The organism is Promicromonospora sp. NPDC060271, from assembly GCF_042726755.1.
GTDB lineage: Bacteria > Actinomycetota > Actinomycetes > Actinomycetales > Cellulomonadaceae > Promicromonospora.
In genome coordinates, this window is the sequence record NZ_JBHXBG010000145.1 from 1 (window position 1) to 13,623 (window position 13,623).

Here is a 13,623-nt window from a genome sequence, read left to right on the forward strand (position 1 = left end):
ACTCTTTTTGGTTGTTTTGACATGATTTCTGTCTTAAAAGCTCCGTATTAATTGGCAACGGACCGATCTCACGTCAGGGGAAGCGGCAAGCGACCGAACTCGCGTGACCCCGGCCGGGCGCTGATCAGCCGGCGACCACCCGCACCAGGTGTTCCGCCACCGCGCGGCGCTGCGCCTCCGGCAGGTCGCGGTAGGCGAGTGCCTCGAACATCCACAGGCCGTCCGCGGCGAGCCTGGTGACCAGCCGGGCCATGGCCGCGGCGTCGGCCCCGACGTCGGCGGGAACGGGCGCCCAGCGTTCCAGGACGCCGTTCCACGGTGCCGCCCACTCGGGGTGCGTGGCCGACTCCAGCATGAGCTGCAGCTCGGCGCGGGTCGCGGACCGGGCGTTCACGCGGATGTAGGCGGACAGCCGCTCGTCGGCGGAGAGCTCGTCGACGGGCCGGCCGGCCTCGGCCAGGAGGGACGCCTCCCAGCGGTCGGCGAGGTGCTGGTGGATGGCGACGAGCAGGCCCTCGCGGGACGGGAAGTGGTACATGATCCCGCCGCGCGTCAGCTCTGCCTCGGCCGCCACGGAGTCGAAGGTGACGGCGGTGACGCCCTCGCGCTGGATGACGCGGACGGCGGCGTCGAGGATGCGGTCGCGGTTGCTCGGTCGCACGGGGTCTCCGGGGTGCTCGGTCGTGGGTCAGTGGCCGGAGCCGTAGGCGGAGGACGCCGACCCGGGCCCGTAGGCGCGCAGCAGCGTGGTCGTGACGATCGCGCCGACCGTGAGCACCCCCGCGCAGACCACCATGACCGTCGAGTAGCTGTTGCCGAACGCGCGGAACGCGGCGTCGAGGACCTCGGGCCCGCTGCCGGGCGTGGCCAGGGCGTCGGTCAGGGATCGGCGCGCCTCGACCGGGGCGCCGACCGGCAGGCGGACGGTCAGGGTGTAGATGGTGGTCAGCAGCGAGCCGAGCAACGCGACCGCGGCGAGGCTGCCGAACTCGTAGGAGACCTCTTCCACCGAGGAGGCCATGCCTGCCCGCCGGGCGGGCACGTTGCCGATGATCGCCGTCGAGGCGACGGACATCGCCGCGCCCAGCCCGACGCCCGTGACGAGCAGGCCACCGAGCAGCCAGCCCATCCCGTGCGGGACGGCGACCAGGGTCCAGCCCACCCCGAGCGCGCCGACGCCGAGGCCGCCGCCTATCAGCAACCGGAGGCCGACGACGTGCAGGAAGGCGCCACCGAGGATCGACGACGGCAGGGAGCCGATCGCGACGGCGGCCACCAGCAGTCCCGACTCCAGGGGCGAGAAACCCGCGACGAGCTGGAACCGCTGAGTCGTGGCCAGCTGCAGGCCGCCCATCGCGAACATGGCGAACGCCGCGGCCAGCACACCGGAGGCGAACGCGGCGTTGCGGAAGATCGACAGGTCCAGCAACGGGAACGGCAGACGCCGCTGCCGGCGGACGAAGAGCCACCATCCGACGACCGTCGCCAGCGCCGCGCTGAGCAGCACGGTTCCCGAGCGGTCGATCTTGACGACCTCCTTGATCAGCACCACGAGGCCGATCAGCGTGATCAGGGCCTGCACGGAGGAGACGAAGTCCCACTTCGTGCCTGGGTGCGGTTCGTCCTGCGGCGCGACGGCGACCCCGAGGACCAGGGCGACGAGGACGACCGGCACGTTGATCAGGAAGATCGAGCCCCAGGCGAAGTGCTCGAGCAGCGCGCCGCCGACGATCGGTCCGAGCGCGCCGCCCACCACCGAGAGACTGCCCCACACGCTGATCGCGATGTTGCGCTCACGCTCGTTGACGAAGGCCACCCGGATCAGGGCGAGCGTCGCAGGCATCATCGCCGCCGCGCCGACGGCCAGCAGGCCGCGCGCGGCGATCAGGACCTCGGGCGTTGGTGCCGTGGCCGCGAGGAAGGAGGCGAGCCCGAACACGGCGAGGCCGGCCAGGAACATGAGCCGGTGGCCGAACCGGTCGCCGAGGGTTCCGGTGCCCAGCAGGAGGCCGGTCATCACCAGCGGGTACGCGTTGATGATCCAGAGGCTCTCGCTCCAGCTCGCGTCGAGCTCCCGGGTGAGCGTCGGCAGCGCCGTGTACAGGATCGAGTTGTCCAGGGTGATCAGCAGCAGGCCCGCGCCTACCGTCACCAGCAGCGTCCAGCGCCGTCGGGGCCCGAGCAGCGACGCGGGAGCGTCGACCGGAAGGCTCATCGTCATGAGTCGTAACTTTACCATCTAGAAGGTTAAGTTACTCGGCGAGCGGAGAGGGTCCGGAACGGCGGAGGCTCCCCGGTGCGAACACCGGAGAGCCTCAGAGATTCACCCGCCGATCCTACGGCCGGACGCGCGTTTACGCCCGCGGCCACTGTTGCGGCGTCGGCCACTTCGCGGTGCGGCCGTCACCGCTGGAGGTGCCCGTCAGGCGACGCCTGACCCACGGGCCGACGTGCTGGCGCATCCACGCCGCGTTGGCGCGCGCCGTCTCGCGGAAGGCCGCCGGCGGGGCGGCGTCGAGCGGGGCGTCGTAGGCGGCGTCGTCCGGCGCGAGGCCGAGCGCGTCCAGCGCCGCGTTCGCCACCCGCTCGTGCCCCTCCGGGGTGAGGTGGATACGGTCGTCGGACCAGAGGCGCAGGTCGCCCAGCGCGCGCATGCCCCACAGGTCCAGGACGTGCGCGCCGGTCCGGCGGGCGATGGACCAGACGTTCGCGTTGAAGGCGCCCACGCGGCCGTTGGTCCAGCTCAGGGCCGCTCCAGCCTTGAAACCCGTACCCATCAGGACGTCGGCACCGGTCGCCCGGAGTGCGACGACGGCGTCCTCGAGGGCGCTCGAGATCGCGTCGATGTCCGCCGAGGCGCGCAGGATGTCGTTACCGCCGCCCACCAGGGACACGAGGTCGGGCTGGGCGCCGATGGTGACGTCGAGCTGCTCGGCGATGATCGGGCGCAGCTTGCGGCCACGGATCGCGAGGTTCGCGTACTCGAGCGGCGTCTCGCCCGCGGCAATCCGGCGTGCCGAGAGGATCGCGGCGAGGTTGTCGGCCCAGCCGCGCTGGATGTCCGGGGCGTCGGGGTACGGGTCCCACAGGCCCTCCGAGAAGGAGTCGCCCATGGCGATGTAGCGCGCCCAGCGGACGGGTGCGGCGGTGGGGAGGTCGGGGGACTGGCCTTCCGGTTCTGGGGTCGTCGTGGCGCTCACAGCGCCCATTCTCCCGCCCTGGGCGGGAAACTTGCTGGCCCGGGGGTGTGACGGGCAGCACAAACTGGCAGTGTCAGAGGGTGCCGGTAACCTCCTGCACGTGGAGACCATCGTGAACCCGACGCCCCCTGTCGACACCGCCGCCGCCTCGGGCCCGCCCCCGTTGTCGCAGGTAGTCGCCCCGGACTGGGCGGAGGCACTGGCAGACGTCGAACCGCGCATCCACGCGATGGGCGATTTCCTGCGCGCGGAGGTCGCCCAGGGGCGCACCTACGTGCCAGCGGGAGAAAACGTCCTCGCTGCGTTCAAGCGGCCGCTCGCGGACGTACGCGTGCTCATCGTGGGCCAGGACCCGTATCCGACGCCGGGCCATGCCATGGGGCTGTCGTTCTCGGTGCAGCCAGAGGTGCGGCCCGTGCCGCGCTCGCTGGCGAACATCTACAAGGAGCTGCAGGACGACCTCGGCGCCCCGCTCCCGTCGAACGGCGACCTGCGGCCGTGGGCCGATCAGGGGGTCATGCTGCTGAACAGGACCCTCACCTGCAGGCCCGGCGCCTCCGACTCGCACGCGGGCAAGGGCTGGGAGGAGGTCACGGAGGCGGCGATCCGTGCGCTCGTGGCACGGGGCGGTCCGCTCGTGGCGATCCTATGGGGCGCGAAGGCGCGCAACCTGAAGCCGTGGCTGGGTGACGTGCCGATCGTCGAGAGCGCGCACCCCTCCCCGCTGTCGGCGCGCAGCGGATTCTTCGGGTCGAAGCCGTTCTCGCGGGCCAACGCGCTGCTCGAGCAGCAGGGTGCGCAGCCGGTCGACTGGCGCCTTCCGTAGGGACGGCCACGAAGCTCTGTTCTGGCGTCGGGTGGCGGGTCGGCGTGTTGACACTGTGAAAGGGGAAGAGTGAAGAACAGTCACGTCCTTCGGCTGCGCGGTGAGCCGGTGAGCGAGGTGCTCGCTCCTGGTGTCGGTAGCCCCGATGCCGACCGGGTCGACGGCGCAGGCAACAAGCTCTCCGACCGCGACCGGGAGATTCTCGCGTTCGAGCGCCGCTGGTGGAAGTATGCGGGCGCCAAAGAGGAGGCGGCACGGGAACTCTTCGATCTGACGGCCACGCGTTACTACCAGGTTTTGAACGCGCTGATCGATACCCCAGCCGCCCTCGAGTACGACCCGATGCTGGTCAAACGCCTGCGCAGGGTCCGATCGACCCGCCAGCGGGGACGCTCTGCACGACGGTTGGCCGATGAGAACCACTGAGCGGGCACCGATCCGACACAACGACCCGCTACTCTCTCTGCCGTGACGAAGAGTGGCTACCCCTACCCGCCCGACGAGTTCGACGTCGCTGTCCCCGGGGGCGCACCTGTGGGTGTGCACCGTGCACCGCGCAGCGGTTGGAGCTCGGCCTGGCCGTTCCTGCTGGTCGCTGTAGTGTGCGCCGCCGTGGCGTGGGGCGGCATCACGCTGCTGTCCGGAGGTGACGACCCTGCAGAGGCGCAGGGTAGCCCGTCGCCCTCGGCCTCGTCCTCGGCATCCGGTTCGGCCCCGGAGCCGAGCGCTTCGCCGAGCCCGTCGGCGTCTCCCGAGACGCCCGAGACGAGCGTGGCTGACCTGGTCGCGGCCGCCGACCCGGCTGCGAAGTACATGGTGTTCAACCTCGGGAACGTCCAGGGCCTCGCGCAGACGACCAGTGAGAGCCTCGTTTCCGGCGGCCTCGGTGGCTCGGAGTTCACCGCGACGCCTCCGGAGGCCGACCTCTCGGCTGTCACCTCGGCCGGAGCCAACGTCGTCTGGTACGGCAGCGGGCGTGACAAGGAGGCCAAGGCGGCCGCCGCGATCCTGGGCATCCCGGAGGCCAACGTCGTCGAGAACGCCGCTGTGACGAGTTCCCCCCAGGCCGTCTGGGTCTTCGTGTTCACGGCACCGGCGGGCTGACGGCGCCGGCCGGGTGAACGTGCCGATGGCAGCGTTGTCGTCGGCATTCGGTCAACCACTGGTTGGCTCCCGGGCAGGGCCGGAGTGTGGCCGATTCTCCGTCCGGCTCGTACCACCAGATTGATATCTGCCTGCCCGGAGCGTGCCTCAGGCCGCTGACCTGCCCGTTCGCCATCCGCTTAATACCCCATACGGGACATAGAGGGTTCCCTGGTGTGAGCCGGACCACTAGGCTCGAACCACCACGGGTCGACCGAGTGTCCCGTGCAGAGGTACAAGGAGAACTACGCATGGCCCAGGGCACCGTCAAGTGGTTCAACGCCGAGAAGGGGTATGGCTTCATCACCCCGACTGCCGGCGGCCAGGACCTTTTTGTTCACTACAGCGCGATCCAGTCCGATGGCTACCGGTCCCTCGACGAGGGGCAGGAAGTGGAATTCGAGGTGGGGCAGGGACAGAAGGGCCCGCAGGCAGAGCAGGTTCGTCCGCTCTGATTCGATGGGACGACGGGCGGGAAGGGCCCGCCCGTCGCCCGCCGCCCCCCAGGACAGCCGGGACCCAGACCCCGGCGTCCGATCTGGACGGTCGACGACGACCGTCGTTGCCGCGCAGCCGGACGATGATGCCCGACGCCGCCGAGCAGCCGCCCGTACCGCGGCTGCTCGTACTGGCACCTGGTCCCCCGCCAGGCGAGCCTCGACCGGTAGGGCTGTCCCCCGCCATCGGCCGTCCGGCCCGATACCGTGATTCGATGGGGGAATGACCCTGCTCGACGCGGTTGTAGTGGGTTCAGGACCCAACGGCCTGGCCGCCGCGGTGACGCTCGCCCGCGCAGGGCTGGGAGTACGGGTCCTCGAGGCCCAGCCGACGATCGGCGGTGGCGCCCGCACCGTCGCGATCCCCGAGCTCGCCGACGGCATGCTGTTCGACCTCTGCTCAGCCGTGCACCCCATGGCCTGGGCGTCGCCCTTCTTCCGGTCCTTCGATCTCTCCGCCCGCGGCGTCGAGCTCGTCGCACCTGACGTCGCCTACGCACACCCGCTGGACGGTGACCGCGCGGGCATCGCCTTCCGCGACCTGGCTCGGACGGCCGACCGGCTCGGGCCTGACGGCGATGCCTGGAGCGGCCTCCTCGGCCCGCTCGCCGCCCGCTGGCGGCAGGTCACGGCGCTCGCCCTGGGCGACAAGCGGACGGTGCACGGCATGGCAGAGGGCGTGCCCGGTCTCGACGGCCACACGCTGCCCGTGCGAGCCCTCGTCTCGATGGTCCGGCCCGGTCTGCGTTTCGGCACCGCTCTCCTCGAACAGGGTGGGCCCCGCTGGGACCGCCGGTTCCTCACGGACGAGGCCAAGGCGCTGCTCACCGGCGTCGCCGCACACAACATCACACCGCTTCCATCGTTCGGGGGTGCGGGGACGGCCCTGCTCCTCGCGGCCCTGGCGCACGCCGACGGCGGCTGGGCGATCCCGGTCGGCGGCTCCCAGGTGATAGTGAACGCGATGGTCCGCGACCTGGAGGCGCACGGGGGAACCGTCGAGACCGGTCGCCGGGTCGAGTCCTGGTCCGATCTGCCGCCCGCGCGTGCGGTCTTCTTCGACACCACGCCAAGCACCCTGCTCCGGATCGCCGGGGACCGGGTGCGGCCGGGGCGTCGTGCTGCCCTGCGGCGGTTCCGGTACGGGAACGCGGCGGCCAAGGTCGACTTCGTCCTGGACGGTCCCGTCCCCTGGCGGGTGCCCGATGTCGGGCGAGCCTCCACGGTGCATGTCGGCGGGACCCGGGCCGAGCTGGTCGCCGCGGAGGACAGCGTGGCGCACGGGCTGCATGCCGACCACCCCGTGGTCCTGGTCAGCGACCCGAGCGTCGCCGACCCGAGCCGGCCGCGTGGTCCCGTGCGGCCCCTGTGGACGTACGCGCACGTGCCGGCGGGATCCCCTCTGGACGTCACGGAGGCGGTGACCAGGCAGATCGAGCGGTTCGCGCCCGGCTTCCGCGACGTCGTCGTCGGCTCGCGGTGCATACCCGCCGCGCAGATGGAGCTCCACAACCAGAACTACCCGGGTGGCGACATCTCCGCGGGAGCGGCCACGATGTGGCAGATGGTCGCGCGCCCCACGCTCGCGCCCGATCCCTACCAGGTCGCCGAGGGGCTGTACCTGTGCTCCGCCTCGACCCCGCCCGGGCCGGGCGTGCACGGGATGGGCGGCTGGCACGCCGCCCGCAGGTCGCTGCTGCGGGACTTCGACGTCCGCTCGCTGCCGGACCTCCGTCCGTGACCCACCCGACCCGGACGCGTCTTGCACTCTCATGGTCCGAGTGCCAATAATGTCTTAGCACTCTCCGTCCGAGAGTGACAGCAATGGTCGAATGGTGAGGCCTCCGGTCACGGCGAGACATGATCGCCGGGACGGCAGGCCGTCCGTCGCGGGCACCGGCCGGCCTGGACAAGCCACCAGCGGAGGATTCATCCCCATGGCCAAGATCATCGCTTTCGACGAGGTCGCTCGTCGAAGCATGGAGCGCGGGCTCAACCAGCTCGCCGACACCGTGAAGGTCACGCTCGGCCCGAAGGGCCGCAACGTCGTTCTCGACAAGAAGTGGGGCGCCCCCACGATCACGAACGACGGTGTCTCCATCGCCAAGGAGATCGAGCTCGAGGACCCGTACGAGCGGATCGGTGCGGAGCTCGTCAAGGAGGTCGCCAAGAAGACGGACGACGTCGCGGGCGATGGCACCACCACCGCCACCGTGCTCGCCCAGGCGCTCGTGAAGGAGGGCCTGCGCGTCGTTGCCGCCGGTGCCAACCCGATCGCCGTCAAGCGCGGCATCGAGAAGGCCGTCGAGGCCGTCACCGAGCAGCTCCTGAACGCCGCCAAGGACATCGAGACCAAGGAAGAGATCGCTGCCACGGCCGCGATCTCGGCCGGTGACCCGGCGATCGGCGAGCTCATCGCCGAGGCCCTCGACAAGGTGGGCAAGGAAGGCGTCATCACCGTCGAGGAGTCGAACACCTTCGGCCTCGAGCTCGAGCTCACCGAGGGTATGCGCTTCGACAAGGGCTTCCTCGCGCGCTACTTCGAGACGGACCCCGAGCGCCAGGAGGCCGTGCTCGAGGACCCGTACGTCCTGATCGTCGAGTCGAAGATCTCGAACGTCAAGGACATGCTGCCGCTGCTCGACCAGGTCATGAAGTCGGGCAAGTCGCTCCTCATCATCGCCGAGGACGTCGAGGGCGAGGCCCTGGCGACCCTGGTGCTGAACAAGATCCGTGGCACCTTCAAGTCCGTCGCCGTCAAGGCCCCGGGCTTCGGTGACCGCCGCAAGGCCATGCTGCAGGACATCGCGATCCTCACCGGCGGCCAGGTCATCACCGAGACGGTGGGCCTCAAGCTGGAGAACGCGACGCTCGAGGAGCTCGGCCAGGCGCGCAAGGTCGTCGTCACCAAGGACGAGACCACGATCGTCGAGGGTGCCGGCGAGGCCGACCTCATCGCCGGTCGCGTGAACCAGATCCGCAGCGAGATCGACAAGTCCGACTCGGACTACGACCGCGAGAAGCTCCAGGAGCGTCTCGCCAAGCTGGCCGGTGGCGTCGCCGTCATCAAGGCCGGCGCGGCCACCGAGGTCGAGCTCAAGGAGCGCAAGCACCGCATCGAGGACGCCGTCCGCAACGCGAAGGCTGCCGTCGAGGAGGGCATCGTCGCCGGTGGTGGCGTGGCCCTCATCCAGGCCGGCGCCGTGGCGTTCCCGAAGCTCGAGCTCGACGGTGACGAGGCGATCGGCGCCTCGATCGTGCGTGCCGCGATCGACGCCCCGCTCAAGCAGATCGCCATCAACGCGGGCCTCGAGGGCGGCGTCGTGGCGGAGAAGGTGCGCAACCTCCCGTCCGGTCAGGGCCTGAACGCCGCGTCCGGCGTGTACGAGGACCTGCTCGCCGCCGGCGTGAACGACCCGGTCAAGGTGACCCGTTCCGCCCTGCAGAACGCCGCGTCGATCGCCGCGCTGTTCCTCACCACCGAGGCCGTCGTCGCCGACAAGCCGGAGCCCGCCGCGGCCCCGGCCGGCGACCCGTCGGGTGGCATGGGCGGCATGGACTTCTGAGTCCCGGCTGACCCGCCCGGGCCTCGGCCCGGGCACCGTGTCCGACGCCGGCCGGTCACCCTCCCTACGGAGGGCGACCGGCCGGCGTCGGCCGTTTGTCGGTGAGGACTGCCCTGAGGACGTGTCAGGAGAACATGCGAACTGCCGCCGCCTCCGCCTCCGCATAGGTGCGGGCCGCGGCCGCCAGAGCCGTCTGGATCGCGTCCAGGGCACCCTCCACCTGTGCCTGCGCGCCGCGCCACTGCGCGACGGTGCCGCCGAACGCGGCCGCCGCCGGACCCTGCCAGGTCGCCTGCAGGGCGTCGAGATTGCGCATCAGCGCCCCCACCTCCGTCCGCACGGCCGCCACCGAGCCCGCCACTGCCGCGCCCGCCTGTTCCACCTGATCGCTGTCGACCTCGAACCGCATGGTCATCCCTCCCGCGCGCCGGCCCGTCCGGCGTCGTCCATCCGACGGTAGGTACGCGCGGCCCGACGGCGGGGCGTGTCCCGGGCCCGCTGTGCACAGACACGCCCCGACCGGAGGTGTGGTCGTACTCCGACCGCTGCGCGGCCGTGGGGAGGGTCCGGCTCAGACGGCGTCTAGCTTGGACTGCTCCTTGCGCAGCCGGTGCAGCTCCATGTCGAGGTTCTGCCGCGCGGGCTCCTCCCACGCCGCGCCCATGGGGCTCAGGAACAGCGATTTACGGGCGAGCAGCCGCTCGATGACCCGGATCCGCGCCCTGAGGTAGTCCTCGATCGGGATGTGCGCGTACTCCGCACGCACCGCCGCCTTGTACTCCTTGTAGCGTTGGGGTTCGGCGGCGAGCATCGCGAGGTCGGCGTCGTTCAGCACCGCGGCGTCGAAGTCCGTGGGGTTCGGCGCATGCCGGACGATTGCGTTGACCAGCGCGGCCACGCGGTCGGCGGCGCGTGCGGGCACCCCGAGCCCGGTCAGCTCGTCGTGGGCGAGGAGCGCGGAGGCGGTCGACTGCTCGCCGCCCTGCGAGGCCTCCGCCACCTTCTTCTCGGAGCTGAACACCGCACCGTGGTACCAGGCGGCGAGACGCACCAGGTCGGGCTCGTGCGTCTCCTCCGCGAGCTGGTCCACCCGGTGCAGGACGGCGGCGAGGTGGCGCAGGTTGTGGAAGTGCCTGTGCTCGTCGGCCCAGCGTCCGAGGAGAGCCTGACCGACCTCCTCGATCGCTTCGGTCCCCGCCGTGGCTCCCGCGCCCAGCGCACTGCGGACGAAGGACGTGAGCAACCACTGCGGCGCGTCAGACGTCAGCACGCCCATGTGAATTCTGCCTAACGGTCGATGTCGGTCACTGCACCGCCAGCCTATTACCGAATGGGTCAGCGGCGACTACCACCGTCTTGGATGCTGGTCACGACTCCGACACATCCTGCCGGCTCAGGCTGTTGTGCTCAGCGCAGCCGCGACTCAGCGCTGTCGTGCCTCAGAGCGGCAGGGTGACCTGGACGGTCAGGCCGCCGCCGTCGGTCGGCGTCACGTCGACGTGCCCACCGTGCGTGCCCACGATCGCCGCGACGATCGCCATCCCCAGTCCCGAGCCGCCGGACTCGCGGGTGCGGGACGAGTCCGCGCGGTAGAACCGCTCGAAGATCCTGCGGCCCTGCTCCTCGCTGAGGCCGGGGCCGTGGTCGCGCACCTCGAGCACCGCCACGCCGTCGTCCTTCCGCGCGCCGAGCGCGATCTCCGCCGGCGTACCGGCGGGTGTGTGCCGCGCGACGTTGCCGATGAGGTTGGTGACCACCTGTCGCAGACGGTCGCCGTCGCCCTCCACGACCAGGGTGTCGGGTACCTGGCCTGCGGGGTCGTCCGGTGCCGCGGCCGCGTCGAGCGGTACCAGGGACACCTCTCGCGTCGGGTCCAGGGCGTGCAGGTCCTGGACGGAGTCGCGCGCGATGGCGACCAGGTCGACGTCGGCCCGGGCGATCGGGCGGCCCTCGTCGAGCCGGGCGAGGACCAGCAGGTCGTTCACCAGCGTGCCCATGCGGCGTGCGGCGTCCTCGATGCGGAGCATCGTGTCGTCGACCTTCTCCGTGCTGTCCAGGGCGCCCATCCGGTACAGCTCGCCGTACCCGCGGATCGTGGCGACCGGTGTACGCAGCTCGTGGGACGCGTCCGAGACGAACTGGCGCATGCGCACCTCGGAGGCCTCCTGGGCGGCGAAGGCGCGCTCGATCTGCGTCAGCATCGCGTTGAGCGACACCGCGAGGGAGCCCATCTCCGTGCCGGCCGGGGCCTCGGGGACGCGTTGTGAGAGGTCGCCCGCCGCGATCTGGGCTGCCGTGTGCTCGACGGACCGGAGCGACCGGAGCGACCGCTCGACGAGCACCCAGGCGGTGAGCCCACCCAGCAGCACGATGCCCAGGCCGGAAAGGATGAGGGTGCGGGTCAGGATCGAGATCGTCTTGTCCATGCCGACCATCGGTAGCGCCACCTTGATGACTACCGGCTCGCCGGTCGCTCGCACCGTCGCGGCGATGGTGATCGCACGCCAGCTCTCGCTTCCCGCGCTGTCCGTCACGGCGGGCACGGTGTACGCCTTGACGGCGGCGTCCGAGGCCTCGGCGAACGTGGTGGTCGGCAGGTCGGGCTTGCCGAAGCGTGTTACCGCCTCGGTGGCGTACGCCTCGATCTTGCCGCTCTCGCGGGTGATCTGGACGTAGTAGTTGCTGGGCAGGCCTTGCGTGGGGCCCTGCGGGACGTCGCTGGTCAGGCTGAGGGCTGCGGCTCGTAGCTCGCCGTCGACCTGCTGGACGAGGAAGTACGACACGACCGTCGTCGTCGCGACCGCCGCTATGCCCAGCCCCGCCGCGAGCAGCAGCGAGATGATCGCGACCAGCCGGGCACGCAACGGGATGCCGGAGAGGCGCTCCTTGATGCGCTCAAGCACGGGCGGGCTGCGGGGCGCGGAGCAGGTACCCCACTCCGCGCTTCGTGTGGATCAAGGGCGGCAGCGTCTCGCCGTCGACCTCCAGGGTGTCGATCTTGCGCCGCAGGTAGGAGATGTAGGACTCGACGATGTTGGCGTCGCCGCCCCAGTCGTACTGCCACACGTGGTCCAGGATCTGCGCCTTGGACAGCACGCGGCCGGAGTTGAGCATGAGATAGCGCAGCAGCTTGAACTCGGTGGGGGACAGGTCCACCTCGACGCCCGCGCGGCGTACCTCGTGCGAGTCCTCGTCCATCTCCAGGTCTCCGACGTGCAGCACCGCTTCCTCCTCAGGGGTGGGCACGCCGGTGCGGCGCAGCACGGCGCGGATCCGGGCCACCACCTCTTCGAGGCTGAAGGGCTTGGTCACGTAGTCGTCGCCGCCGACGGTGAGGCCCTGGACCTTGTCCTGCGTGTCGTCCTTCGCGGTCAGGAACACGACCGGGGTGTGCCTGCCGGTCGCCCGCATCCGGCGGGTCACGGTGAAGCCGTCCATGTCGGGGAGCATGACGTCGAGCACCACGAGGTCGGGCTCGACGTCGCGGACGAGCTGAAGTGCGCCGTTGCCGTCCGCCGCCGCGTGCACCTCGAAGCCCGCGAAGCGCAGGGAGGTGGACAGGAGCTCGCGAATGTTCGGTTCGTCGTCGACCACGACGAGACGCGCTTCAGGAGTAGCCATGCTTCCAGTGTGCGACCGGTTCCTGAGGACTGCCTGAGATTCGCCCGGGAAATCGCCCGGCGTCCGAACGGATCGGCTGTCCGGTCCGTCACCTGCCACGCGGCTAGGCTGGGGGGCATGTCAGCACCGTTCCCACAGGTTCCTGGGCAGACGCCCCGGCGCACGTACCTCATCGTCGACGGTGAGAACATCGACGCCACGCTCGGCATGAACGTGCTGAACCGCCGTCCCGCACCCGAGGAGCGTCCCCGCTGGGACCGCATCTCCGCCTTCGCGGAGAAGGTGTGGTCGCAGGAGGTCGTGCCGCTCTTCTTCCTGAACGCGACGTCCGGCCAGATGCCCATGCCGTTCGTGCAGGCGCTGCTCGCGATGGGCTACAAGCCCATCCCGCTCGCGGCGCAGGGTTCGGAGAAGGTGGTCGACGTCGGTATCCAGCGCACGCTCGACGCGCTCATGGACCGCCCGGGCGACGTGCTCCTCGCGAGCCACGACGGCGACTTCCTGCCGCAGATCGAGGCGCTGCTGGCCGACGACGACCGCCGTGTCGGCCTGCTGGGCTTCCGCGAGTTCGTCAACGCCCGGTTCACGGACCTGGAGCAGCGCGGACTGGTCATGTACGACCTGGAGGGCGACGCCGACGCCTTCACGACCATGCTGCCGCGCGTCCGCATCATCCCGATCGAGGAGTTCGACCCGCTCCGCTACCTGTAGCGGGCCGCCCGTCCGACTCGTTGAGTGCTGGATATTCGCCCCTCCAGGCGCGCTGGAAG

General features: G+C 70.7%; 14 protein-coding genes. 7 read left to right on the forward strand and 7 right to left on the reverse strand.

What is annotated here, in order from left to right; genetic code table 11:
• Positions 1-124 precede the first annotated feature (124 nt).
• From ACFWE2_RS19465 to ACFWE2_RS19475, 3 genes are all read right to left on the reverse strand, one after another.
• The gene (locus tag ACFWE2_RS19465; protein ID WP_377225865.1) at positions 125-661 is read right to left on the reverse strand and encodes a TetR/AcrR family transcriptional regulator; all 537 of its coding nucleotides are present in this window, start codon (positions 659-661) and stop codon (positions 125-127) included.
• A gap of 27 nt (positions 662-688) precedes the next feature.
• The gene (locus ACFWE2_RS19470) at positions 689-2,221 is read right to left on the reverse strand and encodes an MFS transporter (protein ID WP_377225866.1); all 1,533 of its coding nucleotides are present in this window, start codon (positions 2,219-2,221) and stop codon (positions 689-691) included.
• 133 nt (positions 2,222-2,354) lie between these two features.
• Complete coding sequence (locus ACFWE2_RS19475) at positions 2,355-3,209, reverse strand: SGNH/GDSL hydrolase family protein (RefSeq protein WP_377225867.1); 855 nt, start codon at positions 3,207-3,209, stop codon at positions 2,355-2,357.
• A gap of 154 nt (positions 3,210-3,363) precedes the next feature.
• Here ACFWE2_RS19475 and ACFWE2_RS19480 point away from each other — a divergent pair, with 154 nt between their 5' ends.
• From ACFWE2_RS19480 to groL, 6 genes are all read left to right on the forward strand, one after another.
• A complete protein-coding gene (locus tag ACFWE2_RS19480; RefSeq protein WP_377225875.1) occupies positions 3,364-4,026 on the forward strand; it encodes a uracil-DNA glycosylase in 663 nt (220 codons plus the stop codon).
• 117 nt (positions 4,027-4,143) lie between these two features.
• Positions 4,144-4,452: a DUF3263 domain-containing protein gene (locus ACFWE2_RS19485; protein WP_377225876.1), complete on the forward strand. Its 309-nt coding sequence runs from the start codon at positions 4,144-4,146 to the stop codon at positions 4,450-4,452.
• A 42-nt stretch (positions 4,453-4,494) separates the two neighbouring features.
• Entirely contained in the window at positions 4,495-5,130 is a 636-nt protein-coding gene (locus ACFWE2_RS19490; RefSeq protein WP_377225868.1) for a hypothetical protein, read from the forward strand.
• Between the two features lie 290 nt (positions 5,131-5,420).
• Complete coding sequence (locus tag ACFWE2_RS19495) at positions 5,421-5,624, forward strand: cold-shock protein (RefSeq protein WP_108493306.1); 204 nt, start codon at positions 5,421-5,423, stop codon at positions 5,622-5,624.
• A gap of 265 nt (positions 5,625-5,889) precedes the next feature.
• A complete protein-coding gene (locus ACFWE2_RS19500) occupies positions 5,890-7,407 on the forward strand; it encodes a phytoene desaturase family protein (RefSeq protein WP_377225869.1) in 1,518 nt (505 codons plus the stop codon).
• Between the two features lie 196 nt (positions 7,408-7,603).
• The gene (groL, locus tag ACFWE2_RS19505) at positions 7,604-9,232 is read left to right on the forward strand and encodes a chaperonin GroEL (RefSeq protein WP_377225870.1); all 1,629 of its coding nucleotides are present in this window, start codon (positions 7,604-7,606) and stop codon (positions 9,230-9,232) included.
• Between the two features lie 124 nt (positions 9,233-9,356).
• On the opposite strand, the gene ACFWE2_RS19510 is transcribed toward groL, so the two are convergent.
• The 4 genes from ACFWE2_RS19510 to ACFWE2_RS19525 all read right to left on the reverse strand — a co-directional run bounded on the left by ACFWE2_RS19510 (position 9,357) and on the right by ACFWE2_RS19525 (position 12,853).
• A complete protein-coding gene (locus ACFWE2_RS19510) occupies positions 9,357-9,641 on the reverse strand; it encodes a WXG100 family type VII secretion target (RefSeq protein ID WP_377225871.1) in 285 nt (94 codons plus the stop codon).
• A gap of 162 nt (positions 9,642-9,803) precedes the next feature.
• Positions 9,804-10,508: a hypothetical protein gene (locus ACFWE2_RS19515; RefSeq protein ID WP_377225872.1), complete on the reverse strand. Its 705-nt coding sequence runs from the start codon at positions 10,506-10,508 to the stop codon at positions 9,804-9,806.
• Between the two features lie 163 nt (positions 10,509-10,671).
• Positions 10,672-12,135: a sensor histidine kinase gene (locus ACFWE2_RS19520; protein WP_377225873.1), complete on the reverse strand. Its 1,464-nt coding sequence runs from the start codon at positions 12,133-12,135 to the stop codon at positions 10,672-10,674.
• On the reverse strand, positions 12,128-12,853 hold the full coding sequence (locus tag ACFWE2_RS19525) for a response regulator transcription factor (protein ID WP_119141913.1): 726 nt from the start codon (positions 12,851-12,853) through the stop codon (positions 12,128-12,130). Before ACFWE2_RS19525 ends, ACFWE2_RS19520 begins: the two co-directional genes overlap by 8 nt.
• A gap of 117 nt (positions 12,854-12,970) precedes the next feature.
• On the opposite strand from ACFWE2_RS19525, the gene ACFWE2_RS19530 reads away from it, so the two are divergent.
• Positions 12,971-13,564: an NYN domain-containing protein gene (locus ACFWE2_RS19530; protein WP_377225874.1), complete on the forward strand. Its 594-nt coding sequence runs from the start codon at positions 12,971-12,973 to the stop codon at positions 13,562-13,564.
• Positions 13,565-13,623: the final 59 nt, after the last annotated feature.

Bases quoted from the DNA above. Each gene is read 5' to 3' on its own strand.
- ACFWE2_RS19470 (WP_377225866.1), bottom strand. From the start codon at position 2,221: ATGACGATGAGCCTTCCGGTCGACGCTCCCGCGTCGCTGCTCGGGCCC.
- ACFWE2_RS19475 (WP_377225867.1), bottom strand. From the start codon at position 3,209: ATGGGCGCTGTGAGCGCCACGACGACCCCAGAACCGGAAGGCCAGTCC.
- ACFWE2_RS19495 (WP_108493306.1), top strand. From the start codon at position 5,421: ATGGCCCAGGGCACCGTCAAGTGGTTCAACGCCGAGAAGGGGTATGGC.
- ACFWE2_RS19500 (WP_377225869.1), top strand. From the start codon at position 5,890: ATGACCCTGCTCGACGCGGTTGTAGTGGGTTCAGGACCCAACGGCCTG.
- groL (WP_377225870.1), top strand. From the start codon at position 7,604: ATGGCCAAGATCATCGCTTTCGACGAGGTCGCTCGTCGAAGCATGGAG.
- ACFWE2_RS19510 (WP_377225871.1), bottom strand. From the start codon at position 9,641: ATGCGGTTCGAGGTCGACAGCGATCAGGTGGAACAGGCGGGCGCGGCA.
- ACFWE2_RS19515 (WP_377225872.1), bottom strand. From the start codon at position 10,508: ATGGGCGTGCTGACGTCTGACGCGCCGCAGTGGTTGCTCACGTCCTTC.
- ACFWE2_RS19525 (WP_119141913.1), bottom strand. From the start codon at position 12,853: ATGGCTACTCCTGAAGCGCGTCTCGTCGTGGTCGACGACGAACCGAAC.
- ACFWE2_RS19530 (WP_377225874.1), top strand. From the start codon at position 12,971: ATGTCAGCACCGTTCCCACAGGTTCCTGGGCAGACGCCCCGGCGCACG.